This is a genomic window from Mesorhizobium sp. WSM3868 (genome assembly GCF_002294785.1).
GTDB lineage: Bacteria > Pseudomonadota > Alphaproteobacteria > Rhizobiales > Rhizobiaceae > Mesorhizobium.
In genome coordinates, this window is record NZ_NSGB01000005.1 from 268,819 (window position 1) to 288,387 (window position 19,569).

Here is a 19,569-nt window from a genome sequence, read left to right on the forward strand (position 1 = left end):
TTTTCGTTTTTTCCGTCTATATCGGAAAACGAAAGTGATGGAAAGGGGCAAGCCGGCTAACGAAATTCACCTTCTCGCAAAGGCAAACCGGTCCGCAATCAGTTTGTCGCCTCAAGGGTAAGCCGACGCGCAATCTCTGTGACGACATCGAAGGCCGCATCAATATCGCCGGCCGTGGTCTCGAACTGTCCCGCCTGAAAGCGGATCGCCACCCGACCATCGACGCGCGTTTGCGTCAGATAGATGCGTCCGTCCGTGTTGATGGCATCGACGAGACGCAAATTGTGCTCGTCTGGATCGGCACCCTGAGGGGCGCGATGGCGGAACGAGAACAGCGACAGCATCGGCTCGGTGACGAGCTCGAAATCCGCTTCCCCGACCAGCCGTGCGGCAAGGCCCTCGCTCCAGGCTATATGGTTTCGGATCATCTTGCGCAATCCTTCCAGCCCGTGGGCGCGCAGCAGGAACCAGAGTTTCAGCGCACGGAAGCGGCGGCCGAGCGGCACCGACCATTCCGAATAATTGATGATGCCGTCATGACCTCCGGTCTTGAGATAGTCCGGCTTGATGGCCAGCGTGCGCACAAGGTCTTCCGGTTGGCTGACGAACTGGATCGAGCAGTCGAATTGCGCGCCGAGCCATTTGTGAGGATTGAAGACGATGGAATCGGCGCTCTCGACACCGGCCCAGAAATGCCGGTACGCCGGGCAGATCATTGCCGACCCGGCCCAGGCCGCATCGACGTGCAGGTAAAGGCCGTGCCGCTTCGCCACAGCCGCTACGGCAGCGATGTCATCGGTGCCGCCGGTGCTGGTGCCGCCGACGCAGGCGATAATGCCCGCCGGCAGCAGGCCGGCCTCGCGATCGGCGATAATTGCCGCCTCGAGCGCCGGCGTGTCCATCGCGCGAAAACGACCGGTTACCGGGATACGGATGAGATTCTCCTCGCCGATGCCGGCGACCCAGATCGCTCGGTCGATCGAGGTGTGAACCTGGTTGGAGCAATAGACACGCAGCTTCGCCTGGCCGGCGAGACCTTGTCTGTTTCCCTGCCAGTCAAGCGCCCGCTCGCGTATGGTGAGCACCGCGGCAAGCGTCGCCGACGAAGCCGAATCCTGAATGACACCGGAGAATCCTTCGGGCAGGCCCAGCGCCTGGCGCATCCAGTCGACGATACGCGTCTCGAGCTCTGTCGCCGCCGGCGAGGTCTGCCACAGCATGCACTGCGCGGCCATCGCCGAGACGAGATACTCGGCCACCACCGAGACCGGCGCCGCATTGGCCGGGAAATAGGCGAAGAAGCGCGGATGCTGCCAATGCGTCATCCCGGGCACGATCTTCGTTTCGAAATCGGCGAAGATTTTTTCCATCGGCTCGGCCGTCTCGGGCGGCGACTCTTCGATGCTCCTGAATATGTCGCCGGGCGCGATCGCCGGCCGCACCGGACGATCGCGCAGGCTGGACCGGTAGTCCACGCCCCAATCCGCGGCTCGCCTCGACCAATCGCGGAATTCTTTCTTGTCCATGTATCCTCTCAGCAGCCGCCGGACCTTGATCGGCCCGCCACTTCGACCATGTTAAATATAATGAGGCAACCGCTTCGTAGGCGAACGCCCTAGCCGGGAAAATCGGGCAGGCTGGCGAAGGCCGCCTTTAGCGCGTTGGACCAGCCATCCGATATCGTTCGGTAATATTGGTCGTCATGACCGATCCGCTTCTTCAGGCCGACCTTGAAAGCATCCAGTTCCAGGAAGAGCAGGTCGAGCGGCAGGCCGACCGACAGGTTCGACTTCAGCGTCGAGTCGAAGGAGACCAACAGCAGCTTCACCGTCTCGGCCAGGCTCATCGTACGGTCATAGGCACGGATGATGATCGGCTTGCCGTATTTGGTCTCGCCGATCTGGAAGAATGGCGTGTCGTCGGTCGACTCGATGAAATTGCCCTCGGGATAGATCATGAACAGCCGGGGTTGGCTGCCCTTGATTTGGCCGCCGAGGATGAAGGAGGCGTTGAAATAGGAATCCGCCTGATCGCCGGCCGGCGAAGAGTGTGCGATCACCTCTTTCACCGTCTCGCCGACCAGCCGCACCGTCTGGTACATTGACGGGGTCTCGAGCAGCTTCTCGTGACGGTCGCCGGCCGCCTTGTTGCGCTCGTCCAGCAGGCTGACCACGGCTTGCGTCGTGGCAAGATTGCCTGCAGACATCAGCACGATGACGCGCTCGCCAGGCTCTTCCCAGACATGCATTTTCCTGAAGGTCGAAATCGAATCCATGCCGGCATTGGTGCGCGTGTCCGACATGAACACGAGTCCACGATCGATCTTGAGGCCGACGCAATAGGTCATGGTCGCTCTTCTGGTGAATCTTGGCAGAGACTACTGCTCTACCGTGACGGTGACGGCAAGCTTCTCTTCCGCTTGCCCCAGCAGTATTCCCGACACAGGCGAGGCATCGCTATAGTCCCGACCCGCCGCCACTCTTACATAGCGTTCGTCGGGAGAGATACCGTTGGCGGGATCAAAGGCAACCCATCCCAGGCCCGGCACATGCGCTTCTGCCCAGGCATGGCTTGCCGCCTGCTCGACCGAGGCATCCATCATCAGATAGCCGCTGATATAGCGCGCGGGGAAGCCCATCACGCGCGCCACGGCGGTGAAGATGTGGCTGTGATCCTGGCAGACACCGGCCTTCAGCGTTAGCGCTTCTTCCGCCGGCGTCACGGCGCTGGTCGTCCCGGGCTTATAGGCGACGCGCTCCCGGATCGCGCCCATCAGCTTGTGCAGCCTGTCGATATCCGTCCCCTCCCCGACCGAAGCGGCCAGGTCGCGAATGCCGTCGCCGACGGTCGTAAGCGGCGTTTGCTGGCTGAACAGCCAGAGCGGCGCGAAACCATGATGCGCACCGGACACACCGGCGGTGTCGCGCGTCGTCACCTCGCCCGCCGCCTCGACTATCATGGTGTGCTGGCCGCCCTCGGCGCTCACCAACTGCGTGTCATTGCCGAAATGGTCCGTGAAGCGAACCTCCTCTCGCGCGCCGTCGATTTTGATCACCCAGGACGCAACCGTCTGAGTCGATCCGCTAACCGGCATCAGGCGCAGCCGCTGCAACAGGTACTGCACCGGTGCATCGTAGCGGTACTCGGTCCGGTGTGTGATCTTGAGCCGCATGGCGCCTGTCTCTCCAGCGCTCAGTAGAACCGGTAGTCCAAGGCGATCTCATCCCCCAGCCTGGTGTTGTCACGAATGAATTCCGCCAGGAATTCATGCAGGCCGTGGTCGAAAATATCCTTGATCGACCCTTTCTTCAGCATCGTCTGAATTTTCTCGGCGGTGGCGTGGCAGGCATGGCGCTCGCCATAGTCGTCGGCGAGGAATCTCAGATGCTCGCCCAGGAAGCGATAGCAGAAGGTCAGCGAGCGCGGCATGCGGACATTGAGGATCAGATAGTCGGCGATGTTGGTCGGCTTGTAGTCCGCGTCATACACCCACCGGTAGGAGCGGTGCGCCGACACCGAGCGCAGGATCGATTCCCATTGATAATTGTCGAGTGTCGAGCCCACCCAGGAGATCGACGGCAAGAGCACATAATATTTCACGTCGAGGATGCGGGCCGTGTTGTCGGCGCGCTCCACATAGGTGCCGAGCTGCGAGAAGTCGAAGATCTCGTTGCGCAGCATCGTGCCGTAGAACGAGCCGCGGATCAGCGCCGTCTCGCGCTTGATCGCGTCGAGCACCGTCGGCAGATCGCGCTCGTCGATCGGCCGTGCCAGCATCCGCTTCAGCGACATCCAGGCCTCGTTGATGCTCTCCCAGGTCTCGCGCGTCAGCGCTGTGCGCACCATGCGCGCATTGTTGCGCGCCGTCTCGATCGAGGCCATCGTACTCGACGGATTCGAAGTGTCGCGCAGCAGGAAATCCGAGACGTTGGCGACGGTGTAGTCCTGGTATTTCTGCGAGAAGGCAAGGTCGGAACCGGCGCTGAGCAGGACGGAGTTCCATTCCTCCGACGCGTTCTGCGTGCGCGTCAGCGCCATGCGCAGGCCGGCATCGACCAGGCGCGCCATGTTTTCGGCCCGCTCTATATAGCGGTTCATCCAGTAGAGACCGTTGGCGGTGCGGCCGAGAAGCATGTCAGCTTGCTCCGGTGTCGAGCGAATAGCGAATAGTGAGTAGCGAGTAGCGAAAAAAAGATTTCATGATCTCTGTTGAAGGCTCCTGATCATCGATCGCAGCATTTTTCCGATTTCGTCAGTTTGGCCACCTTCCAAACAATTAGGTCTCTGTAAGAATTGATTGCGTCGGATTCCCCTCTTTCCCTATTCCCTATTCGCTATTCGCTACTCTCTATTCGCTCTTTAATCATCCAACACCCACGTATCCTTCGTCCCACCGCCTTGCGAGGAGTTGACCACAAGCGACCCCTCCTTGAGCGCGACGCGAGTCAGGCCGCCCGGGACAATCTGGATACGATCCGAAACCAGCACGTAAGGCCTAAGATCGACATGGCGCGGCGACAGCCCCTTCTCGGTCAGGATCGGGCATGTCGACAGCGCGAGCGTCGGCTGGGCGATGTAGTTGCCGGGTTTGGCCTGCAGCTTCTTGGCGAACGCCTCGCATTCCTTCTTGGTCGCCGCGGGGCCGACCAGCATGCCGTAGCCGCCGGAGCCGTGCACTTCCTTGATGACAAGCTCGCCGATGTGCTCCAGCACATATTTCAGGCTGTCGGGCTCCGAGCAGCGCCAGGTCGGGATGTTGCCGAGGATCGCCTTGCGGCCTGTGTAGAACTCGACGATCTCGGGCATGTAGGAATAGATCGCCTTGTCGTCGGCAATGCCGGTGCCCGGCGCGTTAGCGATGGTGATGTTGCCGGCCCGATAGACATCCATGATGCCCGGCACGCCGAGCGCGGAATCCGGCCGGAAGGTCAGCGGATCGAGGAAGGCGTCGTCCACGCGCCGGTAAAGCACGTCGATCTGCTTGTAGCCTTCGGTGGTGCGCATCGTGACATGGCCGTCGACCACGCGCAGATCCTGTCCTTCGACCAGTTGCACCCCCATCTGGTCGGCGAGGAAGGCGTGCTCGAAATAGGCGGAGTTGTAGCTGCCCGGCGTCAGCACCGCGATGGTCGGCGCGCCCTTTGCGCTCTGCGGCCGCACCGCCGCCAGCGACTGGCGCAGCAGTTGCGGGTAGTTCTCGACCGGCCGCACCTTGATCTGCTGGAACAGCTCCGGGAAGAGCTGCATCATCGTCTCGCGGTTCTCCAGCATGTAGGAGACGCCCGACGGCGTGCGGGCATTGTCCTCGAGCACGTAGAATTCATTCTCGCTGATGCGCACGATGTCGACGCCGATGATATGGGTGTAGACGCCGGCCGGCGGTCTCACACCGATCATCTCCGGCAGGAACGCTTCATTCTTCGCCACCAGCTCCTTGGGAACGCGCCCGGCGCGCAGGATTTCCTGGCGGTGGTAGATATCGTCGAGAAAGGCGTTGAGCGCCTGCACGCGCTGCTCGATGCCCTGCGTCAGCCGGCGCCATTCCTGGCCGGAAATGATGCGCGGGACGATGTCGAAGGGGATCAGCCGTTCGGAAGCTTCCTGCTCGCCATAGACGGCGAAGGTGATGCCGGTCTTGCGGAAGACGCGTTCGGCGTCCTCCATTTTCTGGGTGAGCCTGGCCGGGTCCTGTTCCTTCAGCCAGCGATCATAAGCCTGATATGGTCTTCTCAATCCGGAGACTTCCGGAAGCATTTCGTCGAACGCTGCCAATCGCGTACTCCCCTCTGAAGCCATTTCACTGGCCCGGCTGGAGAAAATCAAGCGCAATCGATGATTTGGGCGGCGCTGGCGGCCGTCCTATGCAAATTGCCTACGATTAGGGCAGCGGGAGCGACGCCGGGTCAGTTCATGCCCGGTGAGCGGGCATCAAACGGCAAATCAGAACGCCCGGAAAGTGACGATGGTGAAGGTGTCCTTGATTCCAGGCAGGATCTGCACCCGTTCATTGATGAAGTGGCCGATGTCTTCCTCGTCGTCGACATAGAATTTTGCGAGCAGGTCGTAATTGCCGGCGGTCGAATAGATTTCGGAGGCGATCTCGGCATCGGCGAGCGCGCTGGCGACCTCATAGGCTTTGCCCAGATCGCACTTTATCTGCACGAAAAATGCCTTCATTTCCCAGTCCTGCCAGTCTTCGCGAATGAGCGGCCCTTGTGGCAGACTGGCGACGGGCTTTCAAGCATCAGGCTGCACGCGCCTTGGCGGCCGCTTGCCGCAACTCCGCCATCGGCATGCCACACTGGCCCGGGGACTCCACCAAGGACAGTTCGGGAACACCTCAGGTCAGGTCCTAGCGGAGGCATCCATGCAGGCAAGAAATCTGCGAAACGGTGAAACCACGGCACGCCGGCCAGCGTATGATAGTTGTTCCACGCGAATTCTGGAGACAGGCCATGCGCCGCGTATTGTTCGCACTCGCTCTCGTTCCGATGGTTCTTGCATCCATGGCCTTCGCCGGTGACGCCGAGATCAAAGCGGCGCAAACAGTCATCGACAGCCAGCTCAAGGCCTTTCTCGCCGATGACGGCGCCACCGCCTACAGCTTCGCCGCGCCAAATGTGAAGCGGATCTTCCCGACCGTCGACACCTTCATGAACATGGTGACCAACGGCTATGCGCCGGTGCGCAGGCCGCAGAACTATTCCTTCGGCAAGGTGGAGCAGACCGGGCCGGCCTCGATCGTCCAGCAGGTGCTGATCGTCGGGCCCGACGGCAAGGACTATGAGGCGGTGTACACGCTCGAACAGCAGCCCGACGGCAGCTTTAAGATCACCGGCTGCAGCCTGCGCGCCGCGACTTCGGTGAGCACATAAAAGCGTTCATAGCGCCGGCAGATCGCCCCTCGCCCAGCATTCCGAAATCTCGGCAGCGCGCGTCTCGAAGGCTTTTGCCTCGATCGCGGCGCGGATGTCCTGCATCAGCTTCTGGTAGTAGGACAGGTTGTTCCAGGTGAGCAGCATTGCGCCGAGCGACTCCTGCGAGCGCACGAGATGATGGAGATAGGCGCGCGAATAGTCGCGCGCGGCCGGGCAGTCGCTTTCCTCGTCCAGCGGACGCGGATCGTCGGCATGGCGGGCGTTGCGCAGGTTGATCTTGCCGCGGCGCGTATAGGCCAGACCATGGCGGCCGGCGCGCGTCGGCATCACGCAGTCGAACATGTCGATGCCGCATGCCACGGATTTCAAGATGTCGTCCGGGGTGCCGACACCCATCAGGTAGCGCGGCCTGTCGGCCGGCAGTTCCGGGCAGGTTATGTCCAGCATCTCCAGCATCACCGCCTGCGGCTCGCCGACCGCCAGCCCACCGACGGCATAGCCTTTGAGGTCCATCGCCGCCAGCGCCTGCGCCGAACGCACGCGCATCACAGCACTGTCGCCGCCCTGCACGATGCCGAACATCGCCTTGCCCGGCTGATCGCCGAACGCCGCCTTGCAGCGTTCGGCCCAGCGCAGCGACAGTTCCATGGCGCGCTCGATTTCCTTCGGCTTGGCGGGAAGCGCCGTACACTCGTCGAGCTGCATCTGGATATCGGAATCGAGCAGCCCCTGGATTTCGATTGACCGCTCCGGCGACATCTCGTAGCGCGCACCGTCGATATGCGAGCGGAAGGTGACGCCCGTTTCGCTAAGCTTCCTCAGCTTCGACAACGACATTACCTGGAAGCCGCCGCTATCGGTCAGGATCGGGTGCGGCCAGCGCGCGAATTCATGCAGGCCGCCGAGCTTCGCCACACGCTCGGCGCCTGGCCTGAGCATCAAATGATAGGTGTTGCCGAGGATGATGTCGGCGCCGACGCCGCGCACCTGATCCATATACATGGCCTTGACGGTGCCGCCGGTGCCGACCGGCATGAAGGCCGGCGTGCGGATCTCGCCGCGCGGCATGCTGATGAGGCCGCGCCGCGCATTACCGTCGGTGGCGAGCAGCTTGAAAGAGAAAGTCTCAGTCATCGAATTCCTTGTCGTGCACCGGGGCGCCGGGTGCCTGCTCGTCGAGCGACTGCCGGTAGCGGATGCAGCCGCGCATGAATTTCGGCCACGGCGGCACGGCGATCGCCGGCTCGGTCTTCTCCGGCAGCAGGTCCCAGAGGTCGGGATGATGCCAGCAGAGATCATGGCCGGTCGCATCGCGATGCGCGCGGATACCGGCGCGCAGCTTTGTCACTTCCGCGATGAGCGCCTCGCGGTCCATTCTCTCTAGATCATCGTCCATCGCTCGTCTCCGCTCGGTAAAGCAGGCTGGAGTCCCCGTAGGAGTAGAACCTGTAGCGGCTCTCGATGGCATGCGCATAGGCCGAACGCATCGCGTCCAGTCCGCTGAAGGCCGAGACCAGCATGAACAGCGTCGAGCGCGGCAGGTGGAAATTGGTCATCAGCATGTCAGCTGTCTTGAAGCGGTAGCCGGGGGTGATGAAGATATCGGTCGGCCCGGACCAGGCCTCGATCCTGCCGTCCTCACGCGCGGCACTTTCCAGAAGGCGCAGCGAGGTCGTGCCGACGGCGACAATCCGCCCTCCCCGCGCCCTTGCAGCGTTGAGCGCGTCTGCCGTCTCTTGGCTCACCAAACCCGTTTCCGCATGCATCTTATGGTCGGCGGTATCGTCGGCCTTAACCGGCAAAAAGGTGCCGGCGCCGACATGCAGCGTGACGAAGCGCCGCTCGATGCCCTTGGCTTCCAGCGCTGCAAACAGCTCCGGCGTGAAATGCAGGCCGGCGGTGGGGGCCGCGACCGCGCCCTCTTCCCTGGCATAGATGGTCTGGTAGTCGCTGCGGTCGCGCTCGTCGTCATCTCGCTTCGAGGCGATGTATGGCGGCAATGGGATATGGCCTACGGCGTGCATTGCCTCGTCGAGAAAGACGCCCGAGAGGTCGAAGCCGAGCAACACCTCGCCCGCCTCGCCCTTCTCGATCACTGTCGCGTCGAGCTGGCCGAGGAAGCAGGAATTCTGGTCGTGGCCGAAATGAATGTGGTCGCCGACGGCGATGCGCTTGCCGGGCCGCATGAAGGCCCGCCAGCGGTCCGGCGCGACCCGCATATGCAGCGTGGCCTCGACCTGCGCCATAGCCTCGCCGCGCTTGCGGATGCCTTTCAGCTGGGCCGGAATGACCTTGGTATCGTTGAATACCAGCACGTCGCCTTCTCTCAGCAGCGACGGCAGATCGCTGACGGTGCGGTCGCGCAGCGTTTCGCCCGGTTTGACCACCAATAGCTTGGCGCTGTCACGCGGCTCCGCCGGGCGCAGCGCAATGCGCTCCTCCGGCAGGTCGAAGTCGAAAAGATCGACGCGCATCAGTAGAGCCGGATGAGCAGCGCTCCAACGAGCAGCAGCACGGCGCCGGCCACGCGGCCAAGCGAGACCTCGCGCACGGCAACACCAAGGAAGCCTGCACGGTCGACCAGCATGCCGGCGATCAGTTGGCCGGCGACCAGGAAGGCCATCAGCGCCGCCGCGCCGATGCGCGGCGTAAGAATGGTGGAGAGCGTGACGTAGAATCCGCCGAGCATGCCGCCGGCGACGAACAGCCAGGGTGCCGGCGCCTTCCAGTCGAGCGAGAGGCCCTGCAGCTTCACCACGGCGATCGCGATGATACCGAGAACGACGGCGCCCGACAGGAACGAGAAAGCGGCGGCCGCGACCGGAAGGCCGAGGCCGCGCGCCAGTTGCGAGTTGATCGGCGCCTGGATGGCGATGAAGGCGCCGGACAGGATGCCGAGCAGGGACCAGACTGCGCCCATCATCGTACTATGCCTTACTTGACGTCGGCCGCGACCTTCAGCGACACGATCTTGTCGGGATCCTGCACCGGCTCGCCGCGCTTGATCTTGTCGACATTCTCCATGCCTTCGATAACCTGGCCCCAGACCGTGTACTGGCGGTTGAGGAAGGAGGCATCGTCGAAGCAGATGAAGAACTGCGAGTTCGCCGAGTTCGGGTTCTGCGCACGCGCCATCGAGCAGGTGCCGCGGCCGTGATTGGCGTTGGAGAATTCGGCCTTGAGGTCCGGCTTGTCGGAGCCGCCCATGCCGGCGCGCGACGGAGCAAAGGTCGGCTTCGAGGAGTTGCCGAACTTGACGTCGCCGGTCTGAGCCATGAAGCCGTCGATGACACGGTGGAACACCACGCCGTCATAGGCGCCCTCGCGCGCCAGTTCCTTGATACGCGCGACATGACCGGGCGCAAGGTCCGGATACATTTCGATGACGACCTCGCCCTTGGTCGTTTCCATGATGAGCGCGTTCTCGCGGTCCTTGATCTCAGCCATGTCAGAAAATCCTTTTGAAAATCGAGCAGTTACTTGTTGTCGGCAGCGATGCGGACTTTGATCATGCGGTCCGGGTCCTTGACCGTGCCGTTGTCCGCCTCATCGCCCTTCTTGATCTTGTCCACCAGATCCATGCCGCTCTCCACCTTGCCGACAATGGTGTACTGCCCGTCGAGGTTCGGCGCCGGCGCGAACATGATGAAGAACTGGGAATTGGCCGAGTTCGGGTCCTGCGAGCGGGCCATGCCGACCACGCCGCGGGTGAATTGCTCGGTCTGCGAGAACTCGGCAGGCAGATCGGGAAGGTCGGATCCGCCCGTGCCGACAGCCTCGGGATTGAAACCCTTCTTCATGTTGCCGAACTTGACGTCGCCGGTCTGGGCCATGAAGCCGTCGATGACGCGGTGGAAGGCGACATTGTCATAGGCGCCCTCGCGCACCAGCTTCTTGATCTGCGCCACATGCTTCGGCGCCAGATCGGGACGCAGCGCGACGGTCACGTCACCGTCCTTCAGCGTGATGATCATGGTGTTTTCCTTGTCGGCGGCCGAGGCCGGCAAGGACGCCGCCAAAACGCCGGCAAGCACGACAAGCAACGAAGCGAGCTTTTTCAGCTGCATGAGGTTCTCCGAAAGTCTTTGTTTGGGTGCATGTCGTTGCCCCAAAACCGGGATTCACCTTTGGGCGACATGCACTATTTCGCGAATTTGGCAGTGAGGGCGCCTACGACGGCCGCCGGCACGAACGGGCGGATGTCGCCGCCCATCGACGCAATCTGGCGGACAAGTGTGGCGGTAATGGTGCGCACAGACGGGCTGGCCGGCAGGAAAACCGTCTGCAGCTCCGGCGCCATGGTCTCGTTCATGCCCGCCATCTGCATCTCATAGTCGAGATCGGTGCCGTCGCGCAGGCCGCGGATGATGATCGAGGCGCCATGCTTCCTGGCGGCGTCGATGACCAGCCCATCGAAGGAGACGACCTCGATGCGGTCGCTGTCGCGGCCGAATTCCGCCTTGGTCGCGGCCTCGATCAGCTTCACGCGTTCCTCGAAGGAAAACAGCGGCGTCTTGCCGGGATGAATGCCGATTGCAGCGTAGACGGTGTCGGCCACGGCAAGCGAAGCCTTCAACACGTCGAGGTGACCATTGGTCAGCGGGTCGAAGGAGCCGGCGTAAAGGGCGGTGCGTTCGGTCATGGCAGGCTTCTAGCGAGCCTCTCCGACAAAGGCAAATCCCATTGCTGCACCCGGTCGTGAACCTTTTCACGGACGTCAACGACAGACGAATGCGACAATCACGAACGCTTCACGCAGCATTCACCAGCTTGCCGCTTCAGGAGATGAAACCAAAGCACCATCTTTATCGTTGTGATCGCAGGAGAACACGCAAATGCTGATCTACATGCTTGCCACTGCAATGACCATTGTGATGCTGATCGCCACCGCATTCGGGTTGCACCAGGAAGCGGCACGGGTGCGCATCAAGACCAACACCAAGCGGCTCGATGGCTTCGTAGGCCGCAACCTGTACCATCGCCGCTGACTTCCAGCCATGATCGCACCGGCCCGGGGGCCGGTGGCGCGCAGTAAGGCTATTCGGGATTTCCCTCGCCCGGATCTTCTGCAGTGTCGGCTTCACCCGAAGGCGCTTCCTCGGCTTCCTCGTCCGACTGCGGCTCCGAAATCCGCTCGACCGACACCACCTTCTCACCCTCGGCGGTGTTGAAGATGGTCACGCCCTTGGTGGCGCGGCTGGCGAAGCGGATGCCATCGACCGGAACCCGGATGACGGTGCCGCCATCCGATACCAGCATGATCTGATCGTCGTTGCCGACCGGGAAGGTCGCGACCAGCCGGCCGATCTCGGCCACTTTCGAGACATCCGTGGCGCGGATGCCCTTGCCGCCGCGACCCGTCAGGCGGAAATCATAGGACGAGGAACGCTTGCCGTAGCCGTATTCGGTCACCGTCAGCACAAGCTGCTCGTGCATCTTGAGGAATTCGTAGCGCTCGTCGGAAAGCTCGGCTTCCTCGCCGATCTCCTCATTGGTCAGCGCGATCTCTTCCTCCTCGGCTGCACCGCCGGCGGCAAGCCGACGCTCGGATGCCGCACGCTTGAGATAGGCCGCGCGCTCAGCCGGTGAAGCATCTACATGTTCGATCACCGACATCGAGATCACGCGGTCGGTTTCGGCCATGGCGATGCCGCGCACGCCGACGGAATTGCGGCTCTGGAAGACGCGCACATCGGAGACCGAGAAGCGGATGCACTGGCCGGAATTCGCCGTCAGCAGCACGTCGTCATTGTCCGTGCAGGTCTCGACGCCGAGGATTTCGTCGCCTTCCTCCTCCAGCTTCATGGCGATCTTGCCGTTGCGGTTGACCTGGACGAAGTCGGACAGCTTGTTGCGCCGCACGGTGCCGCGCGTGGTTGCGAACATCACGTCGAGCTCGCCCCAGCTCGTCTCGTCCTCCGGCAGCGGCATGATGGTGGTGATGCGCTCGCCCTGCTCGAGCGGCAGCATGTTGATCAGCGCCTTGCCGCGCGACTGTGGGTTGCCGACCGGCAGGCGCCAGACCTTTTCCTTGTAGACGATGCCGCGCGAGGAGAAGAACAGCACCGGCGTATGCGTGTTGGCGACGAATAGCCGGGTGACGAAATCTTCTTCCTTGGTCGACATGCCGGAGCGGCCCTTGCCGCCGCGACGCTGCGCCCGGTAGAGCGACAGCGGCACGCGCTTGATGTAGCCGGAATGGCTGACCGTGACGACCATGTCCTCGCGCTGGATCAGGTCTTCGTCTTCCATGTCCGCCCCGCCCTCGGCGAGTTCCGTGCGGCGCGGCGTGCCGAACTCGTCACGGACGGCGATCAGCTCGTCCTTGACGATCTGCTGGATGCGCGCGCGAGAAGACAAGATGTCAAGATAATCAAGGATTTCAGCGCCGATCTTGTTCAACTCGTCGGCGATCTCGTCGCGGCCGAGCGCAGTCAGGCGCTGCAGGCGCAGGTCGAGGATGGCGCGGGCCTGCTCCTCGGATAGATTGTAGGTGCCGTCCTCGTTGATGCGGTGGCGCGGATCATCGATCAGCTGGATCAGCGGAGCGACGTCGTGCGATGGCCAGCGCCGTTCCATCAACTGCTCGCGCGCCGTCTGCGGATCTGGCGCGGTGCGGATCAGCTTGATCACCTCATCGATGTTGGCGACGGCGATGGCGAGACCGACCAGAACATGGGCGCGCTCGCGCGCCTTGCGCAGAAGATATTTCGTGCGCCGGCTGATAACCTCCTCGCGGAAGCCGACAAAGGCCTTCAGCATGTCGATCAGCGTCAGCACTTCCGGCTTGCCGCCGTTCAGCGCGACCATATTGGCGCCGAACGAGGTCTGCAGCGGCGTGAAGCGGTAAAGCTGGTTCAAAATGACGTCGGCGACCGCCTCGCGCTTGAGCTCGACGACGACACGGTAGCCCTGGCGGTCGCTCTCGTCGCGGATGTCGGAGATGCCCTCGATGCGCTTCTCGCGTACGAGTTCGGCCATCTTCTCGATCATCGCCGCCTTGTTCACCTGATAGGGAATCTCGGTGATGATGATCGATTCACGGTCGTTGCCGCGCGCCTCGATGTTGACGCGGCCGCGCATGACGATCGAGCCGCGGCCCGTCGAATAGGCATTGTAGATGCCGGAGCGGCCAAGCACGATGCCGCCGGTCGGGAAATCCGGACCGGGCACGATCTCCATCAGCGCAGGCAGGTCGATCGCCGGATTGTCGATGATGGCGATGGCGCCATTGCAGACTTCGGCCAGATTGTGCGGCGGGATGTTGGTGGCCATGCCGACGGCGATGCCGCCCGAGCCGTTGACGAGCAGGTTCGGGAAGCGGGCCGGCAGCACCTTGGGCTCGGTGGCGGAGGCGTCGTAAGTGTCCTGGAAATCGACGGTTTCCTTGTCAATGTCCTCCAGCAGCTCATGCGCAACCTTGGTCAGCCGGGACTCGGTGTAGCGCATCGCCGCCGGTGGGTCGCCGTCGATCGAGCCGAAATTGCCCTGACCGTCGATCAGGGGCACGCGCAGCGACCAATCCTGGGCCATGCGCACCAGCGCGTCATAGATCGAGGCATCGCCATGCGGATGGTATTTACCCATCACGTCGGCGACCGGGCGCGCCGACTTCACATATTTGCGGTTCCAGTGATAGCCGCTCTCATGCGAGGCATAGAGGATGCGGCGGTGCACCGGCTTCAGGCCGTCGCGCACGTCGGGCAGCGCCCGACTGACGATCACGCTCATGGCGTAATCGAGATAGGAGCGCTGCATCTCCTCGATGATCGAAATCGGCTCGATGCCGGTGGGGCCGCCCTCCGGCCCGCGCGGTGTCTTCTGGTCGGTCAAATCAGGTCACAATCCAGTCGGGAATCACTCGCCGCTTATATAGGAAGCCGGGCTGAAACTCCAATGGCTACGACACTTTTCCAAAGACAATTTCGGCGGCAATTTCAAATGGATACCGCTGATTGCGACGATATGGCCAAAGCCACACTTTGAGCTCGCAGGCCAAGTCGATCTCGAACGGCCTTGGCTAATGCCCGCGTCTGCCCGCCCGTTTGCAGCGGTAGGCGCCGGGCGCTTCTCCCATCTCGCGCCGGAACCTCCGGTTGAAGGTCGAAAGGTCGTTGAAGCCGGCATCGAAAGCAATTGTCGAGATCGCTTCGTTCGACGCGCACAGCCGCACCGCGGCCCGATGCAGCCTGGTCCTCAGCAGGAACTGATAGGGCGTCATGCCGGCGACATGACGGAACGTGCGCAGGAAATGATACGGGCTGGTCGCCGTGCCGTCGGCGAGTTCGGTCAGCGAAAGCGGGCGATCGGCGTTGAGCTCGATCAAACGCACCGCCTCGGCTACGCGTTTCTGGTCGCGGGCGCTGGGTGTCCAGGCAACCTCAGACGAGTTGGCCGCAGCCCCGACCACCGCGCAGGCAATGCGCAGACCGAGTTCCTCGAACGCCTCGCCGTCGCCCGTTTGCTGCGCCGCCTCCGCTTGCGCCAGCAACGGCGCCAGCACCGGCAAGGGCGGCAGGCGTGGGTCGGCAAAGCCGAGCCGGCTTGCGCCCGGCACATCGGCGACGACGCGCTCCATATAGGCCGGCGAAAAATGGAAGGAGAGGCAGCGGTCGCCCGCGCCGTGCTCGTGGCCGCACTCGTAGCAGGCGCCTGGATTGCCGAGCAGGATGGCGCCTGGAGCAAGCATTGCGGTGCCCTGGCGCGTCCGGTAGCGGAACGTGCCTCTGGTCACGGCGGCGACGCAGAAACCGCGATGCTGTTCCTCAAACGGGCGGTCGCCGGCGCGAGCCGTGCAGATCACGTCGGATACCTGCCAGCCATGCCCTGAGGCCAGGTTTTTCTCAGTCGTCGCCATCGCGAAAAAATAGCAATTTTTCCCAAGCCCAGAACCCCGCCATACCCCTATTGCTCGCCTCTCCTGACAAACGAGGCAGCAGCCATGACCGATCCCTTTGCCGAAGCCCTGCACAGCGGCGCTCCCAATCCGGATCTCGCCGAAAAGCTGAAACTCTACGGCCGTTTCATCGGCGCCTGGACCTTCGACGCCACGCGCACGTTGGAGGACGGCACCAGGCTAACCGGGCGCGGCGAGGTGCATTTCGGCTGGGTTCTGGAGGGCAAGGCGGTCCAGGACGTCTGGATCCTGCCCGCGCGGAATGCCGGAATGCAAGCCTCTCTCGGGCCATGGACCTTCTACGGCACGACGTTGCGCGTCTACGACCCCGGCGCGGACGCCTGGCATATCTTCTGGAGCGATCCGCGCAACCAGTATTACAGCCGCCAGCTCGGCCGCGCCGAAGGCGACACGATCGTTCAGATCGGCGCCGACGGCACCGGCTCCTCGGTGCGCTGGAGCTTTTCGCACATCACCGAGAACACATTCCGCTGGCTTGGCGAGCGTTCGCATGACGGCGGCAAAACCTGGCGCACCGAGGTCGAGTTCTTGGCGCGGCGCTCGACTCCAGCCTGACCGATTAACCACCTGTATTTATGGAGAGAACGATGCTTGACCATGTCTCGATCGGCGTCCGCGACAGCGGCGCCTCGAAGCGCTTCTACGACGCCGCTTTGGAGCCCCTCAGCTACTCGTGCCTCAGCCAGTCACCCGGCTCGCTCGGCTACGGCGCCAAGACCGTAGAACTCTGGGTCAACGAGGCCGGCCGGCCGGTCCCGGCCGACGCGGACTCCGGCCTGCACTTCTGCTTTGCCGCACCGACACGCGCCGGCGTCGACGCTTTCCATGCGGCGGCCTTGCTTGCGGGTGGCAAGGACAATGGCCGGCCCGGCCTGCGCGCCGCCTATGGCGACAACTACTACGCCGCCTTCGTAATCGACCCTGACGGCTACCGGCTCGAGGCTTATTGCAGCAAAGCTGAATAGCCGGCTGAAATCCTCCCGTCCTGTTCCCACCGCTCCCGCTTTGCTCTACGAATGCAGGGCTTGGCTTCGCCAGGCGGGAGGGGACCAGCGATGCCGAGCTTCGACACCCTGTTCAACGCCTTCGTCACCATCCTGGTGACCATCGATCCGCCCGGGCTGGCACCGCTCTTCCTCGCCGTCACGCGTGGCATGAACCGGGACGAGCGCCAGCAAGTCTCAGTGCGAGCTTCGGTGATCGGCTTTCTGGTGATGGCGTTGTTCGCCGTAGCCGGCGCGTCGATCCTGTCGGTGTTCGGCATCACGCTGCCGGCCTTCCGCGTCGCCGGCGGCTTCCTGCTTTTCTTCATCGCCTTCGAAATGGTGTTCGAGCGCCGTCAGGACCGCAAGGAGAAGATCGGCGACGTCGCCATCACCAAGGACATGATCCACAACATCGCCGCCTTTCCGCTGGCGATCCCGCTGATCGCCGGTCCCGGCGCGATATCGGCGACAGTGCTGCTGTCAGGACACTTCGAGGGCTTTGCCGCGCAAGCGGCGCTGGTCGGCATCATCGCGATCTGTCTTGTGCTCACCTTTCTGGTGTTCGTGCTGGCGGAGCGCATCGACCGCATCCTCGGCCAGACCGGCCGCTCGATCCTGACGAGGCTGCTCGGCGTCATCCTGGCGGCGCTTGCGGTGCAGTTCGTCGCCGACGGCGTCAGGGCGCTGATGGCTGCCTGAGCAGCATCCCTACTGCCTTATTTCACTGCTGTATCGACCACCTCGAAATCATGCGTGACGGCCGCCGTCTTGGCCATCATGGCGGTGGCCGAGCAGTATTTCTCGATCGACAGGTCGATCGCCCTTTTCACCTTGTCGCGCGACAGCGCGCGACCCTTGACGATGAAATGCATGTGGATGCGGGTGAAGACGCGCGGTTCCGTCTCGGCACGATCCGCGTCCAGCTCGACCACGCAGTCCTCGACCGCCTCGCGACCTTTTTCGAGGATATGGACCACGTCGTAGGCCGAGCAGCCGCCGGTGCCGATCAGCACCAGCTCCATTGGGCTCGGCCCTGGCGTCCGGCCTTCCGGCCCATGCGCCGTGCCCAGCACGACTTTGTGACCGCTGCCGGACTCGCCGACAAAGGTGCGTTCCTCAACCCATTTGACGCGTGCTTTCACGATGATCTTCCTTAAACGCTGCTTTGCAGCGGACTATCGCTGCAACTGTCAACTATAGGCAATTCCGGACGGAAAACCGCGACGCACTTTCGCTGGAAATTGTTTATTGGCCGAATACGACCGTGTGCATGATGCGGCCGGGCAGCAACGTGAAGATGCCGGCGCCGATCAGCGCGAATAGGTAGAGCTTGATCATGGCGCTGCGATGCGCGGCCACTTTATGGGTGTGCGCATACCAGACCGCCAGCGGGGCGGTGACAACCACCAGGATCGACAGGATGTGGATCGGGCTGAACGGCCCGATCAGGCGTATCTGCTGGATCCAGAAGCTCGAGACGGCGACGACCAGCATCAGCGCGGCCCAGGCATAGCCCAAGACGCGGTGGCGTGTCGTGCCTTTCGGCAATGCCAGTTGCGCCCCGCCTATCGCCAGCGCGGCGAAGGCGGCGAACGCGTGCCATGGAATGGGAGGAGGCGCTGTCAGCAACGGTCCGAGCGACATCGCGCCTTCCCCTCAAACGACGATTGCGAGACCTTCAGAACGGAATCTCGTCATCCAGCTCGCGCGACGAACCACCGCCACCGCCCCTGGAGCCGCCACCGCCGCCACGGCTGAAGCCTTCGTTCGGGCCCGACTGGCCGAAATCGGAACCCCGGCTGTTGCCGCCGCCGGCATAACTGCCGACTTGACCGCCGCCTTCGCCGCGCGCGTCGAGCATCTGCAGCTCGCCACGGAATTTCTGCAGTACGACCTCGGTCGTGTAGCGATCGTTGCCGGTCTGGTCCTGCCATTTGCGCGTCTGCAGTTGGCCCTCGACATAGACCTTCATGCCCTTCTTCAAATACTGCTCCGCCACCTTGGCGAGCTGGTCGTTGAAGATGACCACATTGTGCCACTCCGTCTTTTCCTTGCGCTCCCCGGAATTCTTGTCGCGCCAGCTTTCCGACGTGGCGATGCGGATGTTGACGACCGGGTCGCCCGAATTCAGGCGGCGGATTTCAGGGTCCGCCCCGAGATTGCCGACCAGAATGACCTTGTTGACGCTACCCGCCATCGTACTTCTCCGCGCTCATCCGAAACAAATTTTAAGTCGCTCACCTTACAGCCTGCGGTTCGCCCATGCCCGCGAAGGCTGGCTTTTCCCACAAGGTTTTTTGTTCTCTTTTCGTTCTAGTCTTGACCGCTGTTTCTGTCAAGGAATGTCAGCAACAGGTAGTATTCCTGAGCAGGAAACAAAGGGGACATCGGAATGAACGTTGTTTCGCATGAGGATCAGCCGCGCGAAACGTGGCGCGCCGGGGTCGAAACCCGCATGCATGTTGCCGCCGCCAATGGCGCGGCTGGCCTTTGCATATTCGAGCAGTGGGTCGGACCGGGTTCCGGCGCACCAACGCATGCGCATAAAGTCGAGGAAGTACTGACGGTGATTGCCGGCGAAGCCGAAATGTGGGTCGACGACCGACGGGCTGTGCTTGCCGCCGGGCAGTCCCTGATCATTCCCGCGCACCGCAAGCATGGCTTTCGAAACGTGGCTTCCGGCACGCTTCACATCCATGCCGTGCTCGCATCGCCAATCTTCGAGGCAAGCTTCGACGGAGCGGCGGAGCCGGTGAGACGCTGGACGGCCTAAAACGGCGCTTGCCAA

Annotated in this window: 24 protein-coding genes; 6 read left to right on the plus strand and 18 right to left on the minus strand. The window is 62.7% G+C overall.

Going from position 1 to position 19,569, the window contains the following annotated elements:
* Positions 1 to 98: 98 nt before the first annotated feature.
* The 6 genes from CK221_RS11255 to CK221_RS11280 all read right to left on the minus strand — a co-directional run bounded on the left by CK221_RS11255 (position 99) and on the right by CK221_RS11280 (position 6,177).
* Positions 99 to 1,526: a pyridoxal-dependent decarboxylase gene (locus CK221_RS11255; RefSeq protein ID WP_095777754.1), complete on the minus strand. Its 1,428-nt coding sequence runs from the start codon at positions 1,524 to 1,526 to the stop codon at positions 99 to 101.
* An 89-nt stretch (positions 1,527 to 1,615) separates the two neighbouring features.
* Positions 1,616 to 2,347, minus strand: a complete 732-nt coding sequence (locus CK221_RS11260; protein ID WP_066992517.1) for a peptidase — start codon at positions 2,345 to 2,347, stop codon at positions 1,616 to 1,618.
* A gap of 30 nt (positions 2,348 to 2,377) precedes the next feature.
* Complete coding sequence (locus tag CK221_RS11265) at positions 2,378 to 3,172, minus strand: transglutaminase family protein (protein ID WP_095777755.1); 795 nt, start codon at positions 3,170 to 3,172, stop codon at positions 2,378 to 2,380.
* Positions 3,173 to 3,192: 20 nt separating this feature from the next.
* Entirely contained in the window at positions 3,193 to 4,134 is a 942-nt protein-coding gene (locus CK221_RS11270) for an alpha-E domain-containing protein (RefSeq protein WP_066992511.1), read from the minus strand.
* 225 nt (positions 4,135 to 4,359) lie between these two features.
* Positions 4,360 to 5,772 (minus strand): circularly permuted type 2 ATP-grasp protein, encoded by a 1,413-nt coding sequence (locus CK221_RS11275; RefSeq protein WP_066992507.1) that lies wholly within the window; start codon positions 5,770 to 5,772, stop codon positions 4,360 to 4,362.
* Between the two features lie 168 nt (positions 5,773 to 5,940).
* Positions 5,941 to 6,177, minus strand: a complete 237-nt coding sequence (locus CK221_RS11280) for an Lrp/AsnC ligand binding domain-containing protein (protein WP_066992504.1) — start codon at positions 6,175 to 6,177, stop codon at positions 5,941 to 5,943.
* Positions 6,178 to 6,455: 278 nt separating this feature from the next.
* On the opposite strand from CK221_RS11280, the gene CK221_RS11285 reads away from it, so the two are divergent.
* Positions 6,456 to 6,875, plus strand: a complete 420-nt coding sequence (locus tag CK221_RS11285) for a DUF4864 domain-containing protein (RefSeq protein WP_066992501.1) — start codon at positions 6,456 to 6,458, stop codon at positions 6,873 to 6,875.
* Positions 6,876 to 6,881: 6 nt separating this feature from the next.
* Here the strand turns inward: CK221_RS11285 and tgt are convergent, their stop codons facing one another.
* The 7 genes from tgt to coaD all read right to left on the minus strand — a co-directional run bounded on the left by tgt (position 6,882) and on the right by coaD (position 11,520).
* Positions 6,882 to 8,012 (minus strand): tRNA guanosine(34) transglycosylase Tgt, encoded by a 1,131-nt coding sequence (gene tgt / locus CK221_RS11290; RefSeq protein ID WP_095777756.1) that lies wholly within the window; start codon positions 8,010 to 8,012, stop codon positions 6,882 to 6,884.
* Complete coding sequence (locus tag CK221_RS11295; RefSeq protein ID WP_095777757.1) at positions 8,005 to 8,274, minus strand: hypothetical protein; 270 nt, start codon at positions 8,272 to 8,274, stop codon at positions 8,005 to 8,007. Before CK221_RS11295 ends, tgt begins: the two co-directional genes overlap by 8 nt.
* A complete protein-coding gene (queA, locus tag CK221_RS11300; protein WP_095777758.1) occupies positions 8,264 to 9,352 on the minus strand; it encodes a tRNA preQ1(34) S-adenosylmethionine ribosyltransferase-isomerase QueA in 1,089 nt (362 codons plus the stop codon). The genes CK221_RS11295 and queA overlap by 11 nt, the downstream gene beginning before the upstream one ends.
* Positions 9,352 to 9,801 carry a DMT family transporter gene (locus CK221_RS11305; RefSeq protein WP_066992491.1) on the minus strand — a complete coding sequence of 150 codons (450 nt, stop codon included), beginning with the start codon at positions 9,799 to 9,801 and terminating at the stop codon, positions 9,352 to 9,354. The genes queA and CK221_RS11305 overlap by 1 nt, the downstream gene beginning before the upstream one ends.
* Positions 9,802 to 9,812: 11 nt before the next feature.
* On the minus strand, positions 9,813 to 10,325 hold the full coding sequence (locus CK221_RS11310) for a peptidylprolyl isomerase (RefSeq protein WP_066992487.1): 513 nt from the start codon (positions 10,323 to 10,325) through the stop codon (positions 9,813 to 9,815).
* 29 nt (positions 10,326 to 10,354) lie between these two features.
* A complete protein-coding gene (locus CK221_RS11315; protein WP_245418596.1) occupies positions 10,355 to 10,852 on the minus strand; it encodes a peptidylprolyl isomerase in 498 nt (165 codons plus the stop codon).
* 167 nt (positions 10,853 to 11,019) lie between these two features.
* Positions 11,020 to 11,520: a pantetheine-phosphate adenylyltransferase gene (gene coaD, locus CK221_RS11320; protein WP_066992481.1), complete on the minus strand. Its 501-nt coding sequence runs from the start codon at positions 11,518 to 11,520 to the stop codon at positions 11,020 to 11,022.
* A gap of 193 nt (positions 11,521 to 11,713) precedes the next feature.
* Between coaD and CK221_RS11325 the strand changes: the two genes are divergently transcribed.
* The gene (locus tag CK221_RS11325) at positions 11,714 to 11,866 is read left to right on the plus strand and encodes a hypothetical protein (protein WP_082953674.1); all 153 of its coding nucleotides are present in this window, start codon (positions 11,714 to 11,716) and stop codon (positions 11,864 to 11,866) included.
* 49 nt (positions 11,867 to 11,915) lie between these two features.
* On the opposite strand, the gene gyrA is transcribed toward CK221_RS11325, so the two are convergent.
* Both gyrA and CK221_RS11335 read right to left on the minus strand, forming a co-directional pair.
* Complete coding sequence (gene gyrA, locus CK221_RS11330; protein ID WP_066992478.1) at positions 11,916 to 14,711, minus strand: DNA gyrase subunit A; 2,796 nt, start codon at positions 14,709 to 14,711, stop codon at positions 11,916 to 11,918.
* Between the two features lie 187 nt (positions 14,712 to 14,898).
* Positions 14,899 to 15,735 carry an AraC family transcriptional regulator gene (locus CK221_RS11335; protein WP_066992475.1) on the minus strand — a complete coding sequence of 279 codons (837 nt, stop codon included), beginning with the start codon at positions 15,733 to 15,735 and terminating at the stop codon, positions 14,899 to 14,901.
* Between the two features lie 84 nt (positions 15,736 to 15,819).
* Here CK221_RS11335 and CK221_RS11340 point away from each other — a divergent pair, with 84 nt between their 5' ends.
* The 3 genes from CK221_RS11340 to CK221_RS11350 all read left to right on the plus strand — a co-directional run bounded on the left by CK221_RS11340 (position 15,820) and on the right by CK221_RS11350 (position 17,480).
* Positions 15,820 to 16,350 (plus strand): hypothetical protein, encoded by a 531-nt coding sequence (locus CK221_RS11340; protein ID WP_095777760.1) that lies wholly within the window; start codon positions 15,820 to 15,822, stop codon positions 16,348 to 16,350.
* 32 nt (positions 16,351 to 16,382) lie between these two features.
* Positions 16,383 to 16,760 carry a VOC family protein gene (locus tag CK221_RS11345; RefSeq protein ID WP_095777761.1) on the plus strand — a complete coding sequence of 126 codons (378 nt, stop codon included), beginning with the start codon at positions 16,383 to 16,385 and terminating at the stop codon, positions 16,758 to 16,760.
* Between the two features lie 90 nt (positions 16,761 to 16,850).
* Complete coding sequence (locus tag CK221_RS11350) at positions 16,851 to 17,480, plus strand: MarC family protein (protein ID WP_066992466.1); 630 nt, start codon at positions 16,851 to 16,853, stop codon at positions 17,478 to 17,480.
* A 17-nt stretch (positions 17,481 to 17,497) separates the two neighbouring features.
* On the opposite strand, the gene CK221_RS11355 is transcribed toward CK221_RS11350, so the two are convergent.
* The 3 genes from CK221_RS11355 to CK221_RS11365 all read right to left on the minus strand — a co-directional run bounded on the left by CK221_RS11355 (position 17,498) and on the right by CK221_RS11365 (position 18,978).
* On the minus strand, positions 17,498 to 17,923 hold the full coding sequence (locus CK221_RS11355; protein WP_095777762.1) for an OsmC family protein: 426 nt from the start codon (positions 17,921 to 17,923) through the stop codon (positions 17,498 to 17,500).
* A gap of 103 nt (positions 17,924 to 18,026) precedes the next feature.
* Positions 18,027 to 18,425: a DUF2306 domain-containing protein gene (locus CK221_RS11360; RefSeq protein WP_095777763.1), complete on the minus strand. Its 399-nt coding sequence runs from the start codon at positions 18,423 to 18,425 to the stop codon at positions 18,027 to 18,029.
* Between the two features lie 34 nt (positions 18,426 to 18,459).
* Complete coding sequence (locus tag CK221_RS11365) at positions 18,460 to 18,978, minus strand: single-stranded DNA-binding protein (RefSeq protein ID WP_067319755.1); 519 nt, start codon at positions 18,976 to 18,978, stop codon at positions 18,460 to 18,462.
* Positions 18,979 to 19,173: 195 nt separating this feature from the next.
* Here CK221_RS11365 and CK221_RS11370 point away from each other — a divergent pair, with 195 nt between their 5' ends.
* Positions 19,174 to 19,554: a cupin domain-containing protein gene (locus CK221_RS11370; RefSeq protein WP_066992456.1), complete on the plus strand. Its 381-nt coding sequence runs from the start codon at positions 19,174 to 19,176 to the stop codon at positions 19,552 to 19,554.
* Positions 19,555 to 19,569: the final 15 nt, after the last annotated feature.

Excerpts from the sequence above, each read along its gene's own strand:
- CK221_RS11255 (WP_095777754.1), bottom strand. The coding sequence starts at position 1,526 with ATGGACAAGAAAGAATTCCGCGATTGGTCGAGGCGAGCCGCGGATTGG.
- CK221_RS11260 (WP_066992517.1), bottom strand. The coding sequence starts at position 2,347 with ATGACCTATTGCGTCGGCCTCAAGATCGATCGTGGACTCGTGTTCATG.
- CK221_RS11265 (WP_095777755.1), bottom strand. The coding sequence starts at position 3,172 with ATGCGGCTCAAGATCACACACCGGACCGAGTACCGCTACGATGCACCG.
- CK221_RS11270 (WP_066992511.1), bottom strand. The coding sequence starts at position 4,134 with ATGCTTCTCGGCCGCACCGCCAACGGTCTCTACTGGATGAACCGCTAT.
- CK221_RS11280 (WP_066992504.1), bottom strand. The coding sequence starts at position 6,177 with ATGAAGGCATTTTTCGTGCAGATAAAGTGCGATCTGGGCAAAGCCTAT.
- CK221_RS11285 (WP_066992501.1), top strand. The coding sequence starts at position 6,456 with ATGCGCCGCGTATTGTTCGCACTCGCTCTCGTTCCGATGGTTCTTGCA.
- tgt (WP_095777756.1), bottom strand. The coding sequence starts at position 8,012 with ATGACTGAGACTTTCTCTTTCAAGCTGCTCGCCACCGACGGTAATGCG.
- CK221_RS11295 (WP_095777757.1), bottom strand. The coding sequence starts at position 8,274 with ATGGACGATGATCTAGAGAGAATGGACCGCGAGGCGCTCATCGCGGAA.
- queA (WP_095777758.1), bottom strand. The coding sequence starts at position 9,352 with ATGCGCGTCGATCTTTTCGACTTCGACCTGCCGGAGGAGCGCATTGCG.
- CK221_RS11305 (WP_066992491.1), bottom strand. The coding sequence starts at position 9,801 with ATGATGGGCGCAGTCTGGTCCCTGCTCGGCATCCTGTCCGGCGCCTTC.
- CK221_RS11310 (WP_066992487.1), bottom strand. The coding sequence starts at position 10,325 with ATGGCTGAGATCAAGGACCGCGAGAACGCGCTCATCATGGAAACGACC.
- CK221_RS11315 (WP_245418596.1), bottom strand. The coding sequence starts at position 10,852 with ATGATCATCACGCTGAAGGACGGTGACGTGACCGTCGCGCTGCGTCCC.
- coaD (WP_066992481.1), bottom strand. The coding sequence starts at position 11,520 with ATGACCGAACGCACCGCCCTTTACGCCGGCTCCTTCGACCCGCTGACC.
- CK221_RS11325 (WP_082953674.1), top strand. The coding sequence starts at position 11,714 with ATGCTGATCTACATGCTTGCCACTGCAATGACCATTGTGATGCTGATC.
- CK221_RS11335 (WP_066992475.1), bottom strand. The coding sequence starts at position 15,735 with ATGGCGACGACTGAGAAAAACCTGGCCTCAGGGCATGGCTGGCAGGTA.
- CK221_RS11340 (WP_095777760.1), top strand. The coding sequence starts at position 15,820 with ATGACCGATCCCTTTGCCGAAGCCCTGCACAGCGGCGCTCCCAATCCG.
- CK221_RS11345 (WP_095777761.1), top strand. The coding sequence starts at position 16,383 with ATGCTTGACCATGTCTCGATCGGCGTCCGCGACAGCGGCGCCTCGAAG.
- CK221_RS11350 (WP_066992466.1), top strand. The coding sequence starts at position 16,851 with ATGCCGAGCTTCGACACCCTGTTCAACGCCTTCGTCACCATCCTGGTG.
- CK221_RS11360 (WP_095777763.1), bottom strand. The coding sequence starts at position 18,425 with ATGTCGCTCGGACCGTTGCTGACAGCGCCTCCTCCCATTCCATGGCAC.
- CK221_RS11365 (WP_067319755.1), bottom strand. The coding sequence starts at position 18,978 with ATGGCGGGTAGCGTCAACAAGGTCATTCTGGTCGGCAATCTCGGGGCG.
- CK221_RS11370 (WP_066992456.1), top strand. The coding sequence starts at position 19,174 with ATGAACGTTGTTTCGCATGAGGATCAGCCGCGCGAAACGTGGCGCGCC.